Annotated in this window: 19 protein-coding genes; 16 read left to right on the top strand and 3 right to left on the bottom strand. The window is 64.0% G+C overall.

All coding sequences use genetic code 11. The features are described from left to right. Nucleotides 1–2: 2 nt before the first annotated feature. From PFLCHA0_RS16535 to pepN, 6 genes are read left to right on the top strand one after another with little or no spacing between them, the layout of a single operon-like run. Nucleotides 3–893, top strand: a complete 891-nt coding sequence (locus PFLCHA0_RS16535; RefSeq protein WP_007920913.1) for an NAD(+) kinase — start codon at nucleotides 3–5, stop codon at nucleotides 891–893. Continuing rightward, the gene (locus PFLCHA0_RS16530; protein ID WP_169891843.1) at nucleotides 890–1,864 is read left to right on the top strand and encodes a metallophosphoesterase; all 975 of its coding nucleotides are present in this window, start codon (nucleotides 890–892) and stop codon (nucleotides 1,862–1,864) included. Before PFLCHA0_RS16535 ends, PFLCHA0_RS16530 begins: the two co-directional genes overlap by 4 nt. Then, the gene (locus tag PFLCHA0_RS16525; protein ID WP_015635809.1) at nucleotides 1,861–2,727 is read left to right on the top strand and encodes a rhomboid family intramembrane serine protease; all 867 of its coding nucleotides are present in this window, start codon (nucleotides 1,861–1,863) and stop codon (nucleotides 2,725–2,727) included. The genes PFLCHA0_RS16530 and PFLCHA0_RS16525 overlap by 4 nt, the downstream gene beginning before the upstream one ends. 15 nt (nucleotides 2,728–2,742) lie before the next feature. Then, nucleotides 2,743–3,003: a YeaC family protein gene (locus tag PFLCHA0_RS16520; RefSeq protein WP_011061566.1), complete on the top strand. Its 261-nt coding sequence runs from the start codon at nucleotides 2,743–2,745 to the stop codon at nucleotides 3,001–3,003. Next, nucleotides 3,000–3,830: a DUF2797 domain-containing protein gene (locus PFLCHA0_RS16515; protein WP_019092921.1), complete on the top strand. Its 831-nt coding sequence runs from the start codon at nucleotides 3,000–3,002 to the stop codon at nucleotides 3,828–3,830. The genes PFLCHA0_RS16520 and PFLCHA0_RS16515 overlap by 4 nt, the downstream gene beginning before the upstream one ends. Nucleotides 3,831–3,842: 12 nt before the next feature. After that, the gene (gene pepN / locus PFLCHA0_RS16510) at nucleotides 3,843–6,500 is read left to right on the top strand and encodes an aminopeptidase N (protein WP_015635807.1); all 2,658 of its coding nucleotides are present in this window, start codon (nucleotides 3,843–3,845) and stop codon (nucleotides 6,498–6,500) included. Nucleotides 6,501–6,652: 152 nt separating this feature from the next. Here the strand turns inward: pepN and PFLCHA0_RS16505 are convergent, their stop codons facing one another. Next, nucleotides 6,653–8,317: a SulP family inorganic anion transporter gene (locus tag PFLCHA0_RS16505; RefSeq protein WP_015635806.1), complete on the bottom strand. Its 1,665-nt coding sequence runs from the start codon at nucleotides 8,315–8,317 to the stop codon at nucleotides 6,653–6,655. A gap of 346 nt (nucleotides 8,318–8,663) precedes the next feature. Between PFLCHA0_RS16505 and PFLCHA0_RS16500 the strand changes: the two genes are divergently transcribed. The 8 genes from PFLCHA0_RS16500 to PFLCHA0_RS16470 all read left to right on the top strand — a co-directional run bounded on the left by PFLCHA0_RS16500 (nucleotide 8,664) and on the right by PFLCHA0_RS16470 (nucleotide 15,000). After that, entirely contained in the window at nucleotides 8,664–9,713 is a 1,050-nt protein-coding gene (locus PFLCHA0_RS16500; RefSeq protein ID WP_011061562.1) for a WD40/YVTN/BNR-like repeat-containing protein, read from the top strand. A gap of 32 nt (nucleotides 9,714–9,745) precedes the next feature. Next, entirely contained in the window at nucleotides 9,746–12,121 is a 2,376-nt protein-coding gene (locus PFLCHA0_RS16495; RefSeq protein ID WP_011061561.1) for an efflux RND transporter permease subunit, read from the top strand. A gap of 214 nt (nucleotides 12,122–12,335) precedes the next feature. Then, nucleotides 12,336–12,629 carry a DUF5629 family protein gene (locus tag PFLCHA0_RS16490; RefSeq protein WP_015635805.1) on the top strand — a complete coding sequence of 98 codons (294 nt, stop codon included), beginning with the start codon at nucleotides 12,336–12,338 and terminating at the stop codon, nucleotides 12,627–12,629. Continuing rightward, the gene (locus PFLCHA0_RS16485; RefSeq protein ID WP_041752287.1) at nucleotides 12,616–13,794 is read left to right on the top strand and encodes a lactonase family protein; all 1,179 of its coding nucleotides are present in this window, start codon (nucleotides 12,616–12,618) and stop codon (nucleotides 13,792–13,794) included. Before PFLCHA0_RS16490 ends, PFLCHA0_RS16485 begins: the two co-directional genes overlap by 14 nt. Nucleotides 13,795–13,949: 155 nt before the next feature. Then, nucleotides 13,950–14,129 (top strand): hypothetical protein, encoded by a 180-nt coding sequence (locus tag PFLCHA0_RS16480; protein WP_015635803.1) that lies wholly within the window; start codon nucleotides 13,950–13,952, stop codon nucleotides 14,127–14,129. A 196-nt stretch (nucleotides 14,130–14,325) separates the two neighbouring features. Next, nucleotides 14,326–14,451 (top strand): hypothetical protein, encoded by a 126-nt coding sequence (locus PFLCHA0_RS32090; RefSeq protein WP_015635802.1) that lies wholly within the window; start codon nucleotides 14,326–14,328, stop codon nucleotides 14,449–14,451. Between the two features lie 112 nt (nucleotides 14,452–14,563). Continuing rightward, a complete protein-coding gene (locus PFLCHA0_RS16475; RefSeq protein ID WP_015635801.1) occupies nucleotides 14,564–14,743 on the top strand; it encodes a hypothetical protein in 180 nt (59 codons plus the stop codon). After that, complete coding sequence (locus tag PFLCHA0_RS16470; protein WP_041118453.1) at nucleotides 14,740–15,000, top strand: hypothetical protein; 261 nt, start codon at nucleotides 14,740–14,742, stop codon at nucleotides 14,998–15,000. Before PFLCHA0_RS16475 ends, PFLCHA0_RS16470 begins: the two co-directional genes overlap by 4 nt. Before the next feature lie 60 nt (nucleotides 15,001–15,060). Here the strand turns inward: PFLCHA0_RS16470 and PFLCHA0_RS16465 are convergent, their stop codons facing one another. Then, nucleotides 15,061–18,159 (bottom strand): efflux RND transporter permease subunit, encoded by a 3,099-nt coding sequence (locus PFLCHA0_RS16465; protein ID WP_015635799.1) that lies wholly within the window; start codon nucleotides 18,157–18,159, stop codon nucleotides 15,061–15,063. A gap of 9 nt (nucleotides 18,160–18,168) precedes the next feature. Beyond that, the gene (locus tag PFLCHA0_RS16460) at nucleotides 18,169–19,323 is read right to left on the bottom strand and encodes an efflux RND transporter periplasmic adaptor subunit (protein ID WP_011061553.1); all 1,155 of its coding nucleotides are present in this window, start codon (nucleotides 19,321–19,323) and stop codon (nucleotides 18,169–18,171) included. Between the two features lie 202 nt (nucleotides 19,324–19,525). Between PFLCHA0_RS16460 and PFLCHA0_RS16455 the strand changes: the two genes are divergently transcribed. Further along, nucleotides 19,526–20,227 (top strand): response regulator, encoded by a 702-nt coding sequence (locus PFLCHA0_RS16455; protein ID WP_011061552.1) that lies wholly within the window; start codon nucleotides 19,526–19,528, stop codon nucleotides 20,225–20,227. A 4-nt stretch (nucleotides 20,228–20,231) separates the two neighbouring features. Then, nucleotides 20,232–21,536: an ATP-binding protein gene (locus tag PFLCHA0_RS16450; RefSeq protein WP_011061551.1), complete on the top strand. Its 1,305-nt coding sequence runs from the start codon at nucleotides 20,232–20,234 to the stop codon at nucleotides 21,534–21,536. Nucleotides 21,537–21,587 lie beyond the last annotated feature (51 nt).

The following is a 21,587-nucleotide window of genomic DNA, read 5'->3' as shown; positions in this document are numbered from 1 at the left end:
CCATGGAGCAATTTCGCAATATCGGCATTATCGGTCGCCTGGGCAGTTCCCAGGTGCTGGACACAGTTCGCCGACTGAAAAAGTTTCTGCTGGCGCGGCACCTGCACGTGATCCTTGAGGACACCATCGCCGAAGTGCTGCCCGGCCACGGCCTGCAGACTTCCTCGCGCAAGTTGCTGGGCGAGGTCTGCGACATGGTCATCGTGGTCGGTGGCGACGGCAGCCTGCTGGGCGCCGCCCGGGCCCTGGCGCGGCACAACATCCCGGTGCTGGGGATCAACCGCGGCAGCCTGGGCTTTCTCACCGACATCCGCCCCGACGAGCTGGAGGTCAAGGTCGCCGAGGTGCTGGACGGCCACTACCTGGTAGAGAACCGCTTCCTGCTGCAGGCCGAGGTGCGCCGCCATGCCGAGGCCATCGGCCAGGGCGATGCGCTGAACGATGTGGTGCTGCACCCGGGCAAGTCGACGCGGATGATCGAGTTCGAGATCTACATCGACGGCCAGTTCGTCTGCAGCCAGAAGGCCGACGGCCTGATCGTCGCCACGCCCACCGGTTCCACGGCCTATGCGCTGTCTGCCGGCGGACCGATCATGCATCCCAAGCTGGATGCCATTGTGATTGTGCCGATGTACCCCCATACCTTGTCGGGAAGACCGATCGTGGTCGATGGCAACAGCGAGCTGAAAATCGTCGTGTCCAAAGATATGCAGATCTATCCGCAAGTTTCCTGTGACGGGCAGAACCATTTCACCTGTGCCCCGGGCGACACCATCACGGTCAGCAAGAAGGCGCAGAAACTGCGCCTGATCCACCCGCTGGACCACAACTACTACGAGGTCTGCCGGACCAAACTCGGCTGGGGCAGCCGGCTGGGCGGTGGAGGCGACTGATGCTCGATCCCGCGCGTAGCTACGACCTGATCGGTGACGTGCACGGTTGCGCCCTGACCCTGGAGCACTTGCTGGATCGGCTCGGTTATCACAAGCAGGCCGGCGTCTGGCGGCACCCGTCGCGCATGGCGGTGTTCCTCGGCGATATCATCGACCGCGGCCCGCGTATCCGTGAGTCCCTGCACATCGTCCACGACATGGTCGAGGCCGGTCAGGCCCTGTGCATCATGGGCAACCACGAGTTCAATGCCCTGGGCTGGAGCACTCCGGCGGCCGAAGGCAGCGGCAAGCAGTTCGTGCGCGAGCACACCCCGCGCCATGCCCGGCTGATCCACGAGACCCTGACCCAGTTCGAACAGCACCCGGGTGACTGGCACGATTTCCTGCAGTGGTTCTATGAGTTGCCGCTGTTCGTCGACGCCGGGCGCTTTCGCGTGGTGCACGCCTGCTGGGATGCGGGCCTGATCGCGCCGCTGCGCCAGCAGTACCCCAACGGCTGCATCGACCGCGAGTTCCTGCAGTCCGCGGCCGTTCCCGACAGCTTTGCCTGTACCGCCTTCGACCGCCTGCTGCGGGGCACCGACATGCGCCTGCCCCATGGCCTGACCATGACCAGCGGCGACGGCCTGACCCGCGCCTTCTTCCGTACCAAGTTCTGGGAAGACGACCCGCAGACCTACGGCGACATCGTGTTCCAGCCCGATGCCTTGCCCGAGCCTGTGGCCCGCACGCCGTTGTCCCCGGCCGAGAAGAACAGCCTGCTGCGATATGGCGCCGAGGAGCCGATGCTGTTCGTCGGGCACTACTGGCGCAGCGGCAAGCCGGCGCCGATCCGTCCCAACCTGGCGTGCCTGGACTACAGCGCGGTGCTCTACGGCAAGCTCGCCGCGTATCGGCTGGACCAGGAAACCCGCCTGGATCCGAATAAATTTGTCTGGGTCGACGTTGAACGGCCCGAGGTAGTGCGATGAGTGCGGTAGCGGTATTGCGCCTGCCCCTGGCGACGGACCTGAGCGGCTTCGTCAAGCTGCTGCAACGCATGCAGGTGCCTCACCGGGTCAGCGAGGAGGCGGGGGAGCAGGTGCTCTGGGTGCCGGAATCCATCAGCGAGGACGTGCGTGGCCTGTACCAGCGCTTTCCCCAGGGCGACCCCGATCAGCAACTGGACATTCCCCAGGCCAGTGCCCCGGCGCGCGCCGGCTTCGTCCAGCAACTGCGCAGCAGCCCGGTCACCGCGCTGGTCCTGCTCTTGAGCCTGGCGGTATGCGGTATCACCTTGCTCGGCGACAACCTGCAGACCCTGAGCTGGTTCACCTTCCTCGAGTTCCGCGTGGTTGGCGACTACATCCAGTTCAGCTCCCTGGCCGACAGCCTGGCAGCGGGGCAGTGGTGGCGCCTGGTGACGCCGATGCTGATCCACTTCGGCTTCCTGCATATCGCCATGAACGGCATGTGGTACTGGGAGCTGGGGCGGCGCATCGAAATGCGCCAGGGCGGCATCAACCTGCTGGGCCTGACCCTGCTGTTCAGCCTGGTGTCGAATTACGCGCAGTACTACTTCAGCGGGCCGACCCTGTTCGGCGGCCTGTCCGGGGTGCTCTACGGCCTGCTCGGACATTGCTGGATCTATCAATTGCTGGCCCCCAACCCCATCTACCGCCTGCCCCGGGGCGTGCTGGTGATGATGCTGGTGTGGCTGCTGCTGTGCCTGTCCGGGCTGGTCTCGATGATCGGTTTCGGTGAAATCGCCAACGCCGCCCACGTTGGCGGGTTGCTTATCGGATGCCTCACCGGCCTGTTGGGCGGCTTGTACAGCCGCCGACGGGCCCTTTAAACGCTGGAGTCTTGTATGTCGTCCTTTGTTGAAATGATCGAAAACATCACCCCCGAGATCTACCAGAGCCTGAAACTGGCGGTAGAGATCGGCAAATGGTCCGATGGCCGCAAGCTCACCGCCGAACAGCGTGAACTGTCCCTGCAGGCGATGATCGCCTGGGAAATGCAGAATCTGCCCGAGGATCAACGTACCGGCTACATGGGCCCGCAGGAATGCGCCTCGAAGTCGGCGCCGGTGCCGAACATCCTGTTCAAGTCGGATGCCATCCATTGATCGAGATTGGCCGCGGCTCCATCAGTAAAATGTCGGCGCGCCTTGACGGGTCGAACGTTGAATACGCTTTTCGCCTGGGCGACAGCGAGGTACCGGTCAACCCCTTGATCGGCACCACAGTGCGCCTGGAATACCTGGGTGCGATCCATTGCAGCCATTGCGGGCGCAAGACCAAGACCAGCTTCAGCCAGGGCTACTGCTACCCGTGCATGACCAAGCTGGCCCAGTGCGATATCTGCATCATGAGCCCGGAACGCTGCCACTACGACGCCGGTACTTGCCGCGATCCGTCATGGGGCGAGCAGTTCTGCATGACCGACCACGTGGTCTACCTGGCCAACTCGTCGGGGATCAAGGTCGGCATCACCCGCGCCACCCAACTGCCGACCCGCTGGCTCGACCAGGGGGCCAGCCAGGCGCTGCCGATCATGCGCGTGGCGACCCGCCAGCAATCGGGCTTCGTCGAAGACCTGTTCCGTTCCCAGGTGGCCGACAAGACCAACTGGCGCGCCTTGCTCAAGGGTGATGCCCAGGCAGTGGACCTGGTGGCAGTGCGCGAGCAGCTGTTCGCCGCCTGCGCCGAGGGCCTGTTGGCCCTGCAGGAGCGTTTCGGCCTGCAGGCGATCCAGCCGGTGACCGATATCGAGCCTCTGGAAATCCGCTATCCGGTCGTGGAGTACCCGACCAAGATCGTCAGCTTCAACCTGGACAAGAATCCGATCGCCGAAGGCACGTTGCTGGGGATCAAGGGCCAGTACCTGATCTTCGACACCGGCGTGATCAACATTCGCAAATACACGGCGTACCAGCTCGCCGTGCATCAGTAGAAGGAATTCGCCATGCGCACCGACCAACCGAAGATGATCTACCTGAAGGACTATCAGGCCCCCGAGTACCTGATCGACGAGACCCACCTGACCTTCGAGTTGTTCGAGGACCACAGCCTGGTCCATGCGCAGCTGGTGATGCGTCGCAACCCGGCCCGAGGCGCCGGCCTGCCGCCCCTGGTGCTGGACGGCCAACAGCTGGAGCTGCTGTCGGTGAGCCTGTCCGATCAGGCCCTGAGTGCCAGCGACTACCAGCTGGACGACAGCCACCTGACCCTGCACCCGACCAGCGCCAGTTTCACCCTGGACACCAGCGTGCGCATCCACCCGGAAAGCAACACCGCCCTGGAAGGCCTGTACAAGTCCAGTGGCATGTTCTGCACCCAGTGCGAGGCCGAGGGCTTTCGCAAGATCACCTATTACCTCGACCGCCCGGACGTGATGAGCAAGTTCACCACCACCGTGGTCGCCGAGCAGCACAGCTACCCGGTGCTGCTGTCCAACGGTAACCCGATCGCCAGCGGCCCGGGAGAAGACGGCCGGCACTGGGCGACCTGGGAAGACCCGTTCATGAAACCGGCCTACCTGTTCGCCCTGGTGGCCGGTGACCTGTGGTGCGTGGAAGATAGCTTCCGCACCCAGAGCGGTCGCGACGTGGCGCTGCGCATCTATGTCGAGCCGGAAAACATCGACAAGTGCCAGCACGCGATGAACAGCCTCAAGAAGTCCATGCGCTGGGACGAAGAGACCTATGGCCGTGAGTACGACCTGGACATCTTCATGATCGTCGCGGTCAACGACTTCAACATGGGTGCCATGGAAAACAAGGGCCTGAACATCTTCAACTCCAGCGCCGTGCTGGCCCGTGCCGAAACCGCCACCGACGCCGCGCACCAGCGGGTCGAGGCCATCGTTGCCCACGAATACTTCCATAACTGGTCGGGCAACCGGGTGACCTGCCGCGACTGGTTCCAGCTGTCGCTCAAGGAAGGTTTCACAGTGTTCCGCGACGCCGGTTTCTCCGCGGACATGAACTCGGCCACGGTCAAGCGCATCCAGGACGTGGCGTACCTGCGGACCCACCAGTTCGCCGAAGACGCCGGCCCCATGGCCCACGCCGTGCGTCCGGAAAGCTTTATCGAGATCTCCAACTTCTACACCCTGACCGTGTACGAAAAGGGTTCGGAAGTTGTCGGCATGATCCACACCTTGCTCGGCGCCGAAGGCTTCCGTAAGGGCAGCGACCTGTACTTTGAGCGCCATGACGGCCAGGCCGTGACCTGCGACGACTTCGTCAAGGCCATGGAAGACGCCAACGGCGTCGATCTGACCCAGTTCAAGCGCTGGTACAGCCAGGCCGGTACGCCGCGGCTGGCGGTCAGCGAGTCCTACGACGCAGCGGCGAAAACCTACAGCCTGACCTTCCGCCAGAGCTGCCCGCAAACCCCGGACAAGGTCGAGAAACTGCCGTTCGTGATTCCGGTGGCCCTGGGCCTGCTCGATAGCACCGGTGCCGACATGGCCTTGCGCCTGGCTGGTGAAGCCGCCGCCCAGGGCTCGTCCCGCGTGTTGTCGGTGACCGAGGCCGAGCAGACCTTTACCTTCGTCGACATCGCCGAACATCCGCTGCCCTCGCTGCTGCGGGGGTTCTCGGCTCCGGTGAAGCTGAGCTTCCCCTACAACCGTGACCAGCTGATGTTCCTCATGCAGCACGACAGCGACGGTTTCAACCGCTGGGACGCCGGCCAGCAATTGTCGGTGCAGGTGTTGCAGGAACTGATCGCCCAGCACCAACAGGGCCGGGCGCTGGTGATGGACGAACGTCTGGTGGCTGCCCTGGGCACTGTGCTCGCCGATGACAGCCTGGATCAGGCCATGGTCGCCGAAATGCTGTCCCTGCCGGGCGAGGCCTACCTCACCGAGATCAGCGAAGTGGCGGATGTCGAGGCGATCCACGCGGCTCGCGAGTTTGCCCGTCAGCAACTGGCTGACAGTCTGTTCGATGCCCTGTGGAAGCGCTATCAGGCCAATCGGCAGGTGTCCAAGGCCACCGCCTACGTGGCCGAGTCCGAGCATTTTGCCCGTCGCGCGCTGCAGAACATCGCCCTGTCGTACCTGATGCTGACCCACAAGCCCGAGGTGCTGGCTGCGGCCATCGAACAGTTCGACAGCGCCGACAACATGACCGAGCGCCTGACCGCCCTGGCAGTGCTGGTCAACTCGCCGTTCGAGGCCGAGAAGGCCAAGGCCCTAGAAGTATTCGCCGAGAACTTCAAGGACAACGCCCTGGTCATGGACCAATGGTTCAGCGTGCAGGCCGGCAGCCCGTTGCCTGGTGGCCTGGAGCGGGTCAAGGCACTGATGCAGCACCCGGCGTTCAACATCAAGAACCCAAACAAGGTGCGGGCGCTGGTGGGGGCGTTTGCCGGGCAGAACCTGATCAACTTCCACGCCGCCGATGGTTCGGGCTATCGCTTCCTGGCGGACCTGGTGATCCAGCTCAACGGCTTCAACCCGCAGATTGCCTCGCGGCAACTGGCGCCGCTGACCCGCTGGCGCAAATACGACAGTGCCCGCCAGGCACTGATGAAAGGCGAACTGGAGCGCATCCGCGCCTCCGGCGAGCTGTCCAGCGATGTGTTCGAGGTGGTGAGCAAAAGCCTCGCCTGAGGCTTGTATCGCCCCCGGCATCGCGTTCGCTGGCAAGCCAGCTCCTACGGACCCAAACCACCGCATACCCCCTCTGTAGGAGCCGGCTTGCCGGCGAAGAGGCCCTCAAGCCTTGTACCGCCCTCGGCATCCCTTCGCTGGCAAGCCAGCTCCTACGCGAGCGGTGGTGGTGGGGAGGCAGGGGGGATTTGGCTCTGTAGCGCTTCGCTCAAGTCGCGGTGATAGTTCTGCGCGCCTATGGCGTGCAGGATGCCGACCCGCTCCAGCTTGCCGTGCACCTTGAGGTTGGCTTCGCACAGCTTCACCACAATCGCGCGCTTGTGCAGCTGGCCTATCACTTCTTCCAGGGTCTGCAGCCCGGTGATGTCCATGAACGGCACATGCTTGAGGCGGATGATCAGCACCTGCGGGTCGCTGTGGGTCTGGGCCAGGGCCCGTTCGAAGGTCTCCGCGGCGCCAAAGAACAACGGCCCTTCGATGGTGTAGATCAGCACGCCCGGTGGCAGGTGCTGCTGGCCACTGTGGTGCAGTTCCTGCTGCAGATCCTGTTCCACCACTTGTTGCACCTCCACCGAGGAGGCCATGCGCCGCAGAAAATGCAGCATGGCCAGGACCACGCCGATGTTCACCGCGATCACCAGGTCGCTGAACACGGTCAGCACAAAGGTGCACAGCAGGATCGCCACATCGGCCCGGGGGGCCCGTTGCAGCATGCGCTTGAAGTGGTGCAGCTCGCTCATGTTGTAGGCCACCACGAACAGGATCGCCGCCAGGGCGCACAGCGGAATGTTCGCTGCCAGCGGCGCCAGGAACAGGATGATCAGCAGCAGCACCAGGGCATGGACGATACCCGCCAGCGGGCTGCTGCCGCCGTTGCGGATATTGGTGGCGGTACGGGCAATGGCGCCGGTGGCGGCGAAACCGCCGAACAGCGGGGTGACCAGGTTGGCGATGCCCTGGCCCATCAGTTCCTGGTTGGAGTCATGGCGGGTGCCAGCCATGCCATCGGCCACCACCGCCGACAGCAGCGATTCGATGGCCCCGAGCATGGCGATGGCGAAGGCCGGGCCGATCAGGTCCAGGACCTGCGGCAGGCTGACCTCTGGAAACTGCAACGCCGGCAAGCCCTGGGGAATGCCACAGAAGGCACTGCCAATGGTGGCCACGCCCTGGAACTGGAACAGCGACTGCAAGGCCGTGGCCAGGGTCATGGCCAGCAGGGGGGCCGGCAAACGCTTGAGCTGGGGGATGCGCGGCACCCATAGCAGCAGCGCCAGGCTCAGCAGGGCCAGCAGGGTGGTGGTCAGGTGCAGTTGGGGCAGGGCTTGCAGCAGGTGCCAGAGTTTCTGATGAAAGTGCTCGCCGCTGACCGCGGGCAGGCCGAAGAAATCCTTCCACTGGCTGACCCAGATGATTACCCCGATACCGGCGGTGAAGCCCAGGATCACCGGGTCCGGGATGAACTTGATCAGGGCGCCCAGGCGGCTGATGCCCAGCAGGAACAGGATCAACCCGGCCATCAGGGTCGCCAGTTGCAGGCCGCCGACCCCGTATTGGGCGGTGACCCCGGCAAGGATCACGATAAAGGCCCCGGTGGGCCCGGCGATCTGCACCCGGCTGCCGCCGAACAGCGACACCAGCAGGCCGCCGACGATGGCGGTGTAGATACCCTGTTCGGGCTTGACCCCGGAGGCGATGGCGAAGGCCATGGCCAGGGGCAGCGCCACCACTGCGACAATCACCCCGGACACCAGGTTGCGGCCCCAGTGTGCACGTCCCAGCAATCCGGCTTTCCACGCCTCGCGTATGGCAATCATGGCTCTGTCCTGAAGTCTGTCCGGCTCATCATAGCCCCGGCCGGGGAGTGTCGGCCCCTGTCCTGGATCAGGCTTTGTCCCACTGTCGCGCAGACGCGGCCTAGACACATCCATCAGTCTTGCGAATGGCCGATCATGCAGGGTTTCGGCAGGGGCTGATGGTTAACAAAAGATAACGTGGCGTCGATTGTCAGACCTTTCCAAAGCCCGATAGGATAGCCCGCAGCCGAAGGGGCTCTAGATTGCAGTTTCCAGGACGATCGTCATGATCGCCCAGGCCTGCGCAGCCCCCTCAAGGCGCCCTGAGAGGTTGAATGACCTGACAATAATAATGGGGGAATGGTCTATGAGTGAGCCTGTCATGGGTGTGGTTGTTGGCCGCCCGCCGGCGCTGCGCACGTTCGCACTGTTGGCTACAGCGCTCTCGCTGTTGGGCGTCGTGACGCTGTCGACGCCAGTCCTGGCCGCTGCCACTGCAGCGGATTCTGTCTATTCCATCGAATCGCCCAAGGCGGCGAAAAGCCTGATGCTCGATGTGGTCCACGCCGGCAAGCGCCTGGTGGCGGTGGGCGATCGCGGGCACATTCTCTATTCCGACGACCAGGGCCAGACCTGGGTCCAGGCCAAGGTGCCGACCCGGCAACTGCTGACGGCGGTGTACTTCGTCGATGATAAGCGCGGCTGGGCGGTGGGCCACGATGCCCAGGTCCTGGCCAGCAGTGACGGCGGTGCCACCTGGACCCGGCAGTTCCAGGACCTCAAGCGCGAGGCACCCTTGCTCGATGTATGGTTCAAGGACACCCAGACCGGCTACGCCGTGGGCGCCTACGGGGCCCTGCTGGAAACCAGCGATGGTGGCCAGCATTGGGAGGACGTCAGCGACCGTCTGGACAACGAGGACCAGTTCCACCTCAACGCCATTGCCCAGGTCAAGGATTCCGGGCTGTTCATTGTCGGCGAGCAGGGCAGCATGTTCCGCTCCGCCGATGACGGGCAGACCTGGGAGCGCCTCGAAGGCCCTTATGAAGGCTCGTTGTTCGGCGTGATCGGCACCGGCCAGCCGGCCACTCTGCTGGTTTATGGCCTGCGCGGCAATCTCTACCGCTCCACGGATTTCGGCAGCACCTGGGAACAGGTGGAGTTGAACGCCGCCCGTGGCGCCCTGGAGTTCGGCCTGTCGGGGGCGACCTTGCTGGACGATGGCTCGCTGGTGATCGTCGGCAACGGCGGCAGCGTGATCCGCAGCACCGACCACGGCCAGACCTTCAGCGTATTCAACCGTGCGGACCGCATCTCGCTGTCGGCGGTCACCGCTGCCGGCAACGGCGACCTGATCCTGGCCGGGCAGGGCGGTGTACGGGTTTCTGCAGCAACGGGCGCTGAACTCGGCCAATAAGCCGGGCACATAATAAGAAGGTGGGGAATTCCATGAGCAGTCATCACCAGGACAAGGCGAACTTTCTTGAGCGCCTGATTTTCAATAACCGCCCGGCAGTGATCTTCATCTGCTTGCTGGTCAGCGCTTTCCTGTTCTGGCAGGCGACCCTGATCCGGCCGTCCACCAGCTTCGAGAAGATGATCCCGCTCAAGCACCCGTTCATCGAGCGGATGATGGAGCACCGCAACGACCTGGCGAACCTGGGCAACACCGTGCGCATCTCGGTGGAGGCCCGTGACGGCGACATCTTCACAAAGGACTACATGGAAACCCTGCGGCAGATCAACGACGAGGTGTTCTACATCTCCGGCGTCGATCGCTCCGGGCTCAAGTCGCTGTGGAGCCCTAGCGTGCGCTGGACCGAAGTGACCGAAGAGGGCTTCGCCGGCGGCGAGGTGATTCCCCAGAGCTACAACGGTTCGGCCGACAGCCTCGAACAGCTGCGCAACAACGTGCTCAAGTCCGGCCAGGTCGGGCGCCTGGTGGCCAACGACTTCAAGTCCAGCATCGTCGATATCCCACTGCTGGAGTCCTACCCGGACCCGCAGGACCAGGGCAAGCTGCTGGCCCTGGACTACCAGAAATTCTCCCACCAGCTGGAAGAGAAGATCCGCGACAAGTTCGAGGCGCAGAACCCCAATGTGAAGATCCACATCGTCGGCTTCGCCAAGAAGGTCGGCGACCTGATCGACGGCCTGATCATGGTGGTGATGTTCTTCGGCGTGGCCTTCATCATCACCCTGGTGCTGCTGTACTGGTTCACCTGGTGCATCCGCAGCACCATCGCGGTGTTGATCACCACCCTGGTGGCGGTGGTCTGGCAACTGGGCCTGATGCACGCCTTCGGTTTTGGCCTGGACCCGTATTCAATGCTGGTGCCGTTCCTGATCTTCGCCATCGGCATTTCCCACGGGGTGCAGAAGATCAACGGCATCGCCTTGCAGTCCAGTGATGCCGACAATGCCCTGACTGCGGCGCGGCGCACCTTCCGCCAGCTGTTCCTGCCGGGGATGATCGCGATCCTCGCCGACGCCGTGGGCTTCATCACCTTGCTGATCATCGATATCGGGGTGATCCGCGAGCTGGCCATCGGTGCCTCCATCGGCGTGGCGGTGATCGTGTTCACCAACCTGATCCTGCTGCCGGTGGCGATTTCCTACGTCGGCATCAGCAAGCGCGCCATCGAGCGCAGCAAGAAGGACGCTTCCCGCGAGCATCCGTTCTGGCGCCTGCTGTCTAACTTTGCCAGCCCCAAAGTCGCGCCGATTTCCATCGCCTTGGCCCTGGTGGCCTTTGCCGGCGGCCTCTGGTACAGCCAGAACCTGAAGATCGGCGACCTCGACCAGGGCGCCCCGGAGTTGCGTCCCGATTCGCGCTACAACAAGGACAACAACTTCATCATCAGCAATTACTCCACCAGCTCCGACGTGCTGGTGGTGATGGTCAAGACCGCGGCCGAAGGCTGCTCGCGCTATGAGGCCATGGCGCCCATCGACGAATTGATGTGGAAGATGCAGAACACCGAGGGCGTGCAGTCGGCGATTTCCCTGGTGACCGTCTCCAAGCAGATGATCAAGGGCATGAACGAGGGCAACCTGAAGTGGGAAACCCTGTCGCGCAACCCTGACGTACTGAACAACTCCATTGCCCGGGCCGACGGCCTGTACAACAACAACTGCTCCCTGGCGCCGGTGCTGGTGTTCCTCAACGACCACAAGGCCGCGACCCTGGACCGTGCGGTACATGCGGTGCAGGAGTTCGCCACGCAGCACAACAAGGACGGCCTGGAGTTCATTCTCGCTGCCGGCAACGCCGGGATCGAGGCCGCGACCAACGAGGTGATCAAGGAGTCCGAGCTGACCATCCTGATCCTGGTCTACATCTGCGTGGCCGGCATGTGCATGATCACCTTCCGCTCCTGGGCGGCGACCCTGTGCATCGTTCTGCCACTGGTGCTGACGTCGGTGCTGGGCAACGCGCTGATGGCCTTCATGGGCATCGGGGTCAAGGTGGCGACCCTGCCGGTGGTGGCGCTGGGGGTGGGCATCGGCGTGGACTACGGCATCTATATCTACAGCCGCCTGGAGAGCTTCCTGCGGGCCGGCCTGCCGCTGCAGGAGGCCTACTACCAGACCCTGCGCTCCACCGGCAAGGCCGTGCTGTTCACCGGCCTGTGCCTGGCCATCGGCGTGTGCACCTGGATCTTCTCGGCCATCAAGTTCCAGGCCGACATGGGCCTGATGCTGACCTTCATGCTGCTGTGGAACATGTTCGGTGCCCTGTGGCTGCTGCCGGCCCTGGCGCGATTCCTGATCAAGCCGGAGAAGCTGGCGGGGCAGAAGGGCAACTCGCTGTTCGCCCACTGATCCCGTTGCATGAGTACTCAGCCGCACCCTCGGGTGCGGCTTTTTCATGGCCGGTGTTCCGAGGGGAAAGCAGGTGGTGCTGAAGAAGCGGGCGGCCCCGGCAGTGCCTGTCGGAGGATGTATCCGGGGCAGTCGCTTGCGCGGCGCAATGCTGGCCCAACCCGGCAGCGCCAATCAGCTATCATTGCGCCTTTCCATCTGATGACTGATCGCTATGACCGCTGCTACCGACACCTTGCTCTGCGCCCTTGAAGCCTGCGACATGCTGGAAATCGACGGCCTGCACGCCTTCGATTTCACCCTCGACGAGCAGCGCCTGCTGATCGAGTGCATGGACGGCCGCGCGGCCAAGCGCTGGAGCTTTACCCTGGCCCAGGTCCAGGCCGCGACCTTCGACCAGGACTTGCAGAGCTGGACCCTGGCAGGCGACTCCGGTGAGCACCGCCTGGTGTGCATGAGCGCGTTCAGTGCCCGCGACGAAGAGGAAGGTGAACATGAAGATGCGTAATTTCTGGCCCCTGCTGATGGCCGGCAGTGTCGGTGCCATGGCGGTCCAGGCCGCGCCGGCCACCGAAACCCATGAGCTGCTGGTGGGGTCCTATACCCAGGGCCAGAGCCAGGGTCTGTACCGCCTGCAATTCAATGAGCGCACCGGGCAGATCGACCCCAAGCCGCTGCAGGTGGTGAAGAGCTCCAACCCGTCCTGGCTGACCTTGTCCAAGGACCTCAAGTTCGTCTTCGCGGTGAATGAGAACAGCCCGGGGCAGGCCGACCCCATCGGTCGTGTCAGCAGCTATAGCCTGGCGCCGAAAACCCATCAACTGAGCCTGATCAACCAGGTGCAGAGCCAGGGTAACGAGCCCACCCATTCCAGCCTGAGTGCCGACGGCAACTACCTGTTCGTCAGCAACTATTCGGTGGATGTGGATCCGGGCGGCAGCCTGGCGGTGGTGCCGGTCAGCGATGACGGTCATCTGTCGCCGGTGGTGCAGCTCACCAGTCATCCGGCCAGCCGGGTCGACCCCGAGCGCCAGCAATCGGCCCACGTGCATTCGTCGGTGCCGTCCCCGGACGGCAGGTTCCTGTTCGCCAACGACCTGGGTGCGGACAAGATCTTCGTCTATCGCTATGACCCCAAGGCCAATGCGGAACACCCGCTGAGCCCGGCCGACCCGGCCTTCGTCCAGCTGCCGCCGGGCAGCGGCCCGCGGCACCTGCTGTTCAGCGCCGATGGCAAGCATGCCTACCTGACCATGGAAATGAGCGCTCAACTGGCGGTGTTCGACTACCAGGACGGCAAGCTGACTCAGCGTCAGATGCTCGACCTGGCGGCCAACGGCTCCAAGGAGAAAAAGGCCGCCGCGGCCTTGCACGCTTCCAAGGACGGCCAGTACCTGTATGTCAGCAACCGGGGCACCGCCAACCAGTTGCTGGTGTTTGCCATCGACCCGGCCAATGGCCAGCTCAAGGAAATCCAGCGGCGTTCGGTGGAAGGTGATCACCCACGGGAGTTCAGCCTCGACCCGAGCAACCGCTATGTGCTGATCGGCAACCAGAAAAGCAACGAGATCGTGGTGATCGAGCGCGACGCCAAGACCGGTTTCCTGGGCAAGACCGTGCAGAAACTGCCGTTCGATTCCCCCAGCGATATCAAATTCCTGGTGCGTCAATAGACCGCAGGCCCCGGCGTCCGGGGCCTGACTCCTTCTATTAACGACGCTGATAATGGCTACTGCCGCAAAGAATTTTTTCCCGCCAACCCTCGGGAGTAAGTTTGCTTCACGGCCCACACGGGCAAGCAAGCCAACTGAATACGAGGGTTACCGCCATGAACTTCAATCTCTTCTCCGTGATCGCAGCCTCCGCCATTTCCGCCACCGTGGCACTGCCTGCCAGCGCCAGCGTGGAAATCAGCCAGAAGAAATCCAGCACCAACACCTACACCCAGAAGTACCTGCAACAAAGCGCCAACTTCTACGCCGCCCTGGATCACAAAGCCCAGCAATGAGCGCTCCGGATCACCCCGCAAGCAGCAAACCCAAGGTATGCAGGAGCGACGTCACTGAAGCAGTGATGTCGCTCCTGCATCACCTGTTTGCGACTTATTCTTCCCGCCAGGCAAATTTTGCTTGGTAGTGTCATATAGCCATGTGTTTAAATTTGACGCTGAATTATTGACTCTTTCCCGAGCAAGGATCGATAGCATGGTGATGCGTCTGACCGTGGTTCTGCTGTTGCTCTACTCCACCCCCATCCTGTCCTCTGCCCAGCCTGTCGAAGGCGAGCCGGAGACTTCCCGCGAGCGTCTGACCAGCCTGTTGCAGGACTGAGACGCCGGTTTAAAGCATCAAGAAAATTGATGATGGCTATGGATATAAACGTCTTTTTACTGGCGTTTGATTGATAGATCCTCTGGGCACGAAAACGCCTCAGGAGATCACCATGGCCCGTTCGATCCTCAGTTCCGCCAAGTACGGCGCCTACCTGGCGCTGGGGCTTTATCTGCTTCTGATGCTCTGGGCCAGCCTGGCTGCGGGCCTGCCGAGCGCTGCGTTGATTGATTCCGGCGCGGCAAGCGGCCAGGGCCCGGTACTCCATGCCGAAGCGGGGAGACGGCCATGAAAGGGCGCCGTCTGATGATCACCGCCTTCCTCGCGTTCTTCACCAATGGCACCAGCCTGCTGGGGCTGGGCCAGGGTTCGGCCGGAGCATTGGCGCGGGCCATCGAATGCAATCACCAGATCGCCCATCACAGCCAGGCGGCCAAGGCTCCGGCGCTGCTGGCGGGCAATCCACCGGGCAAATCCGCTGCGGCCTTTCCCGGGCCTTTCGCCCTGGATTGCCCACAGGCACGGGTATGCCCGGCCATGGCGGCCTGAGACGAGAAGAGGCGGGCAAGAGAAGAAGGGGCCCCGGAACCGGGACCCCATGCAGCGATGTCAGTCCTTGGACGAACCGCGTTTCACCAGTTTCATCACCACCACGAAGAACACCGGCACGAAGATCACTGCCAGGGTTGCGGTGATCATGCCGCCGATCACCCCGGTACCGATCGCCTGCTGGCTGGCGGAGCTGGCGCCGGTGGCGATGGCCAGGGGCACCACGCCGAGGATGAACGCCAGCGAGGTCATGACGATGGGGCGCAGGCGCAGGCGTGCAGCCTGCACCGTGGCATCGATCAGATCATGGCCTTCGTCGTACAGGCTCTTGGCGAACTCGATGATCAGGATCGCGTTCTTCGCTGACAGGCCGATGATGGTGATCAGGCCGACCTTGAAGAACACGTCGTTGGGCATGCCGCGCAGGCTCACCGCCAGCACTGCGCCCAGTACCCCCAGGGGCACCACCAGCAGCACCGAGGTGGGAATCGACCAGCTCTCGTAGAGCGCCGCCAGGCACAGGAACACGATCAGCAGCGACAGGCCCAGCAGCATCGGCGCCTGGCTGCCGGACAGCCGTTCCTGGAGTGACAGGCCGGTCCATTCCAGGCCCAGCCCGGTGGGCAACTGCGCCACCAGCCGTTCGATTTCCTGCATGGCTTCACCGGTACTGTGGCCAGGGGCCGGCTCGCCGGAGACGGCAATGGCCGGGTAGCCGTTGTAGCGGGTCAGTTGCGCAGGGCCCAGGCTCCAGCTGGCGCGGACGAAGGCCGACAGCGGCACCATCTTGCCGGCGCTGTTGCGCACGTTCAGGCGCAGCAAGTCTTCGACCTGGCTGCGCTGGTCGCCTTCGGCCTGGATCACCACCCGCTGCATCCGCCCCTGGTTGGGGAAGTCGTTGACGTAGGACGACCCCAGGGCGGTGGACAGCAGGCTGCCGATATCGGCAAAGGACACGCCCAGGGCGTTGGCCTGCTTGCGGTCGACCTCCAGTTGCACCTGCGGCGCTTCGGCCAGGGCACTTTCCCGGACGTTGGCCAGGATCGGGCTCTTTTCCGTGGCCTTGAGCAGCTCGTCCCGGGCCTGCATCAGGGCCGCGTGGCCGACGCCGCCACGGTCCTGCAGGCGGAACTCAAAGCCGCTGGAGGTGCCCAGGCCATCGATCGGCGGCGGCAGCACGGCGTACACCACGGCATCCTTGATCGCGCCGAGGGCGGCGTTGGCGCGGTCGGCGATGGACATCGCCGAATCCTCGCTGCCCCGTTGCGACCAGTCCTTGAGCGTGGTGAAGGCCAGCGCGGCGTTCTGCCCGTTACCCGAGAAGCTGAAGCCGAGAATGATGGTGCTGTCGCCGACTCCCGGTTCGCTGGCGTTGTGCGCTTCGATCTGCTCCACCACCTTGATCGTGCGGTTCTGGCTGGCACCAGGTGGCAGCTGGATGTCGGTGATGGTGTAGCCCTGGTCCTCCACTGGCAGGAAGGAGGAGGGCAGGCGGCTGAACAGCAGCGCCATGATCGCCAGCAGCGCCAGGTAGATCAGCAGGTAGCGGCCGGTACGCTTGAGGGCATAGGTCACGCCGCCCTGATAGCTGTCGCTCAGGCGTTCGAAGCGCCGGTTGAACCAGCCGAAGAACCCCGTGCGTTCATGGTGTTCGCCCGCCGCAATGGGCTTGAGCAGGGTGGCGCACAGGGCCGGGGTCAGGGTCAGGGCGAGGAACGCCGAGAACAGGATCGAGGTGGCCATGGACAGCGAGAACTGCTGGTAGATCACCCCCACCGAGCCGGGCATGAAGGCCATGGGGATGAACACCGCCACCAGCACCAGGGTGATGCCGATGATGGCCCCGGTGATCTGCTGCATCGCCTTGCGCGTGGCTTCCTTGGGCGACAGGCCTTCGGAGGCCATGATCCGCTCGACGTTCTCCACCACCACGATGGCATCGTCCACCAGGATGCCGATGGCCAGCACCATGCCGAACATGGTCAGCACGTTGATCGAGAACCCCAGGGCCAGCATGGTGGCGAAGGTGCCCATCAGGGCCACGGGCACCACCAGGGTGGGGATCAGGGTGTAGCGGATGTTCTGCAGGAACAGGAACATCACCAGGAACACCAGCACCATGGCTTCGGCCAGGGTGTAGAGCACCTTGGTGATCGAGACCTTGACGAAGGGCGAGGTGTCGTAGGGGATCTTGTATTCCACGCCGGCCGGGAAATAGCGCGACAGCTCGTCCATCTTGGCGCGGATCAAGGTCGCGGTATTCAACGCGTTGGCCCCGGGGGACAACTGCACGCCCACCGCGGTGGACGGCTTGCCGTTCAGGCGGGTGCCGTACTGGTATTCCTGGCTGCCGACTTCCACCCGGGCCACATCGCCGATGCGTACCGTGGAGCCGTCGGGGTTGGCCCGCAGGACGATATCGGCAAACTCTTCAGGGCTGGAAAGCTGGCCCTTGACCAGGATGGTCGCGGTGATTTCCTGGCTGGCAGGGTTGGGCAGGTCGCCGATGCTGCCGGCCGGAACCTGGGCGTTCTGCGCCGCCACCGCGGCGTTGACGTCGGCCGGGGTCAGGTTGAAACCGATCAGTTTCTGCGGGTCGAGCCAGATCCGCATGGCCCGCTCGGCACCGTACAACTGGGCCTTGCCGACGCCATCGAGGCGGCGGATCTCGTTCATCACGTTGCGCGCCAGGTAGTCGCTGAGGGCGACATCGTTCAGGCGGCCGTCACTGGAGGTCAGGGTGATCAGCAAGAGGAAGCCGGCGGAGACTTTCTCCACCTGCAGGCCCTGCTGGGTCACCGCCTGGGGCAGGCGCGGTTCCACCGCCTTGAGACGGTTCTGCACGTCCACCTGGGCCAGTTCCGGGTTGGTACCCGGCTGGAAGGTGGCGGTGATGGTGGCGCTGCCGAGGCTGCTCTGGGACGAGAAGTACAGCAGGTGGTCGGCACCATTGAGCTCCTGCTCGATCAGGCTGACCACCGATTCGTCCAGGGTCTGCGCCGAGGCGCCCGGGTAGGCGGCGTAGATCTCGATCTGCGGCGGGGCCACGGTGGGGTATTGCGCCACCGGCAGTTGGGGGATCGCCAGGGCGCCGGCCAACAGGATGAAGAAGGCGACCACCCAGGCGAATACCGGGCGGTCAATAAAGAATTGCGGCATGTGTACTACCTACTGGCCAGGGTTCTGGACGTGCGCAAGGGGGCTGGCGTCGATTTCCACCGGCTCGCCGGGGCGGGCGTGTTGCAGGCCTTCGACAATCACCCGGTCACCGGGCTTGAGGCCCTCGGTGACGATCCAGCGATCGTTCTGCACTCCACCCAGTTGCACCGGGTGCTGCACCACGTTGTTTTGCGCATCCACCAGCAGCACCTGGGCGATGCCGGCGCTGTCGCGCTGGATGGCCCGCTGCGGCACGCTGATGCCTTGCTGGTTGACCGCCTGTTCCAGGCGCACGCGCACGAAACTGCCGGGCAGCAGGTCGAGGTCCGGGTTGGGGAACTCGCTGCGCAGGATGATCTGCCCGGTACTCGGGTCAACGCTGATATCGGCGAACAACAGCTTGCCCGGCAGCGGGTAGAGGCTGCCGTCGTCCTGGATCAGGGTCGCCTTGGCCTGGTCCTTGCCCACCTGCTGCAACTGGCCGGCGCGGAAGGCCCGGCGCAGGTCGTTGAGTTCACGGGTGGACTGGGTCAGGTCGGCGTGGATCGGGTCCAGTTGCTGGATCAGCGCCAGCGGCGTGGTCTCGTTCTGGCCCACCAGGGCGCCTTCGGTGACCAGGGCGCGGCCGACCCGGCCGGAAATCGGCGCGGTGACGGTGGCATAGCCGAGGTTGAGCTTGGCCCGCTGCACGGCGGCCTGGTTGGCGGCGACGTCGGCGCTGGCCTGGCGTGCCGCAGCCCGGGCATTGTCGTATTCCTGGCCGCTGATGGCCTGGTCGGCGACCAGCTTGGAATAGCGTTGCTCCTGCAACTGCGCCTGGAAGGCGGTGGCCTCGGCCTTGCGCAGGCTGGCCTGGGCGCTGTCCAGGTCAGCCTTGAACGGGGCCGGGTCGATGCGGAACAAGACCTCGCCCTGCTTGACGTCGGAGCCTTCGCGGAAGGTCCGTTGCAGCACCACCCCGGCTACCCGGGCGCGGACTTCGGCGATCCGTGGCGCGGCGATGCGCCCGCTCAGTTCGCTGGTGATGGACAGGGCCTGGCTCTGTACGGTTTCGATCCGTACCTTGGCCGGTGGCGGCGTCTGCTCGCCTTCGGTCTTGCCACACGCGCTCAGCGCCGCTGCCAGAACGACCAGGCAGAATGGCGCAAAGAGTTTATTCGACATGCTGATACCCCAATAATGACCTCGGCATGCTAAGGGCATGGGTCAAGGCCCGCTGTGAAGCTGTGTAGGTGCTGTGTGAAAAAGTGTGAAGCCTGCGCACCGGTGCGGCCAGGGTTGTATATCCTTGGCGCCTTGCTGGTTTTGCCCGGTGCCTTATAAAGAACGCCGGTATTCTGTATTTCTTCAATAAAGATCGCTCTCCATGCCCAATATTCTTCTTGTCGAAGACGACACCGCGCTGTCCGAACTGATCGCCAGCTACCTGGAACGCAATGGCTATCAGGTCAGCGTGATCAGCCGTGGTGACCAGGTGCGGGAGCGGGCCAAGGCCAGCCCGCCGGACCTGGTGATCCTCGACCTGATGCTGCCGGGCCTGGATGGCCTGCAAGTCTGCCGCCTGTTGCGCGCCGACTCGGCGACCCTGCCGATCCTGATGCTGACCGCGCGGGATGATAGCCATGATCAGGTGCTGGGTCTGGAAATGGGCGCCGACGACTATGTGACAAAACCTTGCGAACCGCGAGTGCTACTGGCCCGGGTCCGTACCCTGTTGCGCCGCAGCAGCCTCAGCGAGCCGCAGAGCGCCAGCGACCAGATCCTCATGGGCAACCTGTGCATCGACCTGTCGGAGCGCACCGTGACCTGGCGCGAGCAGTTGGTGGAGCTGTCCAGCGGCGAGTACAACCTGCTGGTGGTGCTGGCCCGGCACGCCGGTGAAGTGCTGAGCCGCGACCAGATCCTGCAGCGCCTGCGGGGCATCGAGTTCAACGGCACCGATCGTTCGGTGGACGTGGCGATCTCCAAGCTGCGGCGCAAATTCGATGATCACGCCGGCGAGGCGCGCAAGATCAAGACCGTGTGGGGCAAGGGTTACCTGTTCAGCCGTTCCGAGTGGGAATGCTGATTCCATGCTGCGCATCCTGGTCCGTCTGTACCTGATCACCATCATTGCCTTCAGCGCCGCGATCTACCTGATCCCGGACCTGGTGATCAAGGTTTTCCACGAGCGTTTCCTGGACTACAACCTGGACCAGTCCCGGGGCCTGCAGAGCCTGATCGTCAAGCAGTTCCGCGCCTTGCCGGCGCAGCAGTGGCCGACCCTGGTCAAGGAGATGGACGAGGAGTTCCACCCGTTGCAGGTGGCCCTTGTGCGCATCGATGACCCGGATTTCAGCGATTACGAGCGCGAGCGCCTGCAACGCGGCGAGAAAGTGGTGCGCCTGGGCGATTGGGGCTGGCGCACCCTGGCGGTGTCGCCGCTGGATGAGCAACTGGCGGTGAAGCTGGTGGTGCCGCCGGACCCGCTGGACGTCAACCTGCTGTACTGGAGCATCAATGTCCTGATCGTCGCCGTGCTGCTGGCCTGCCTGCTGCTCTGGGTGCGCCCGCACTGGCGTGACCTGGAGCGCCTCAAGCGCACCGCCGAACGCTTCGGCAAGGGCCATCTGGGCGAGCGCACCCAACTGCCCGCCAGTTCCAACATCGGCAGCCTGGCCAATGTCTTCGACACCATGGCCGGGGATATCGAAAAACTCCTGAACCAGCAGCGTGACCTGCTCAACGCGGTGTCCCACGAACTGCGCACGCCCCTGACCCGGCTGGATTTCGGCCTGGCCCTGGCGCTCTCCGACGATTTGCCGGCGGCCAGCCGCGAGCGCCTGCAAGGGCTGGTGGCGCACATTCGCGAACTGGATGAACTGGTCCTGGAGCTGCTGTCCTACAGCCGCCTGCAGAACCCGGCGTGCCTACCGGAGCAGATCGAGGTGTCCCTGGACGAGTTCATCGACAGCATCCTGGGCAGTGTCGACGATGAGCTGGAGTCGGATATCGTCATCGACGTCCTGCTGCACGGTGCCCTGGAACGTTTCACCCTGGACCCGCGGCTGACCGCCCGGGCCTTGCAGAACCTGCTGCGCAATGCCACCCGTTATTGCGAGAAGCGCATCCAGGTGGGGGTGCTGGTCAGCGACGACGGCTGCGAGATCTGGGTCGACGATGACGGCATCGGCATTCCCGACGACGAGCGCGAGCGGGTGTTCGAGCCGTTCTACCGCCTGGACCGCAGCCGCGACCGCGCCACCGGCGGCTTCGGCCTGGGCCTGGCGATCAGCCGCCGGGCCCTGGAAGCCCAGGACGGCACCCTGACCGTGGAAGCCTCGCCCCTGGGCGGCGCGCGTTTTCGCCTGAGCCTGCCGCCCCCGCCCAGGGCCTGAATCCGTAGGAGCCGGCTTGCCGGCGAAGAGGCCCCTGAGCCGAGTGCCCCT

Origin of the sequence: Pseudomonas protegens CHA0 (assembly GCF_000397205.1) — a bacterium.
GTDB classification, from domain to species: Bacteria; Pseudomonadota; Gammaproteobacteria; order Pseudomonadales; family Pseudomonadaceae; genus Aquipseudomonas; species Aquipseudomonas protegens.
This window is presented reverse-complemented; position numbering and strand designations above follow the sequence as displayed.

Bases quoted from the DNA above. Each gene is read 5' to 3' on its own strand.
- PFLCHA0_RS16470 (WP_041118453.1), top strand. From the start codon at position 14,740: ATGAAAGGGCGCCGTCTGATGATCACCGCCTTCCTCGCGTTCTTCACC.
- PFLCHA0_RS16495 (WP_011061561.1), top strand. From the start codon at position 9,746: ATGAGCAGTCATCACCAGGACAAGGCGAACTTTCTTGAGCGCCTGATT.
- PFLCHA0_RS16500 (WP_011061562.1), top strand. From the start codon at position 8,664: ATGAGTGAGCCTGTCATGGGTGTGGTTGTTGGCCGCCCGCCGGCGCTG.
- PFLCHA0_RS16460 (WP_011061553.1), bottom strand. From the start codon at position 19,323: ATGTCGAATAAACTCTTTGCGCCATTCTGCCTGGTCGTTCTGGCAGCG.
- PFLCHA0_RS16475 (WP_015635801.1), top strand. From the start codon at position 14,564: ATGGCCCGTTCGATCCTCAGTTCCGCCAAGTACGGCGCCTACCTGGCG.
- PFLCHA0_RS16525 (WP_015635809.1), top strand. From the start codon at position 1,861: ATGAGTGCGGTAGCGGTATTGCGCCTGCCCCTGGCGACGGACCTGAGC.
- PFLCHA0_RS16455 (WP_011061552.1), top strand. From the start codon at position 19,526: ATGCCCAATATTCTTCTTGTCGAAGACGACACCGCGCTGTCCGAACTG.
- PFLCHA0_RS32090 (WP_015635802.1), top strand. From the start codon at position 14,326: ATGGTGATGCGTCTGACCGTGGTTCTGCTGTTGCTCTACTCCACCCCC.
- PFLCHA0_RS16505 (WP_015635806.1), bottom strand. From the start codon at position 8,317: ATGATTGCCATACGCGAGGCGTGGAAAGCCGGATTGCTGGGACGTGCA.
- PFLCHA0_RS16485 (WP_041752287.1), top strand. From the start codon at position 12,616: ATGAAGATGCGTAATTTCTGGCCCCTGCTGATGGCCGGCAGTGTCGGT.
- PFLCHA0_RS16535 (WP_007920913.1), top strand. From the start codon at position 3: ATGGAGCAATTTCGCAATATCGGCATTATCGGTCGCCTGGGCAGTTCC.
- PFLCHA0_RS16450 (WP_011061551.1), top strand. From the start codon at position 20,232: ATGCTGCGCATCCTGGTCCGTCTGTACCTGATCACCATCATTGCCTTC.
- PFLCHA0_RS16465 (WP_015635799.1), bottom strand. From the start codon at position 18,159: ATGCCGCAATTCTTTATTGACCGCCCGGTATTCGCCTGGGTGGTCGCC.
- PFLCHA0_RS16490 (WP_015635805.1), top strand. From the start codon at position 12,336: ATGACCGCTGCTACCGACACCTTGCTCTGCGCCCTTGAAGCCTGCGAC.
- PFLCHA0_RS16480 (WP_015635803.1), top strand. From the start codon at position 13,950: ATGAACTTCAATCTCTTCTCCGTGATCGCAGCCTCCGCCATTTCCGCC.
- PFLCHA0_RS16520 (WP_011061566.1), top strand. From the start codon at position 2,743: ATGTCGTCCTTTGTTGAAATGATCGAAAACATCACCCCCGAGATCTAC.
- pepN (WP_015635807.1), top strand. From the start codon at position 3,843: ATGCGCACCGACCAACCGAAGATGATCTACCTGAAGGACTATCAGGCC.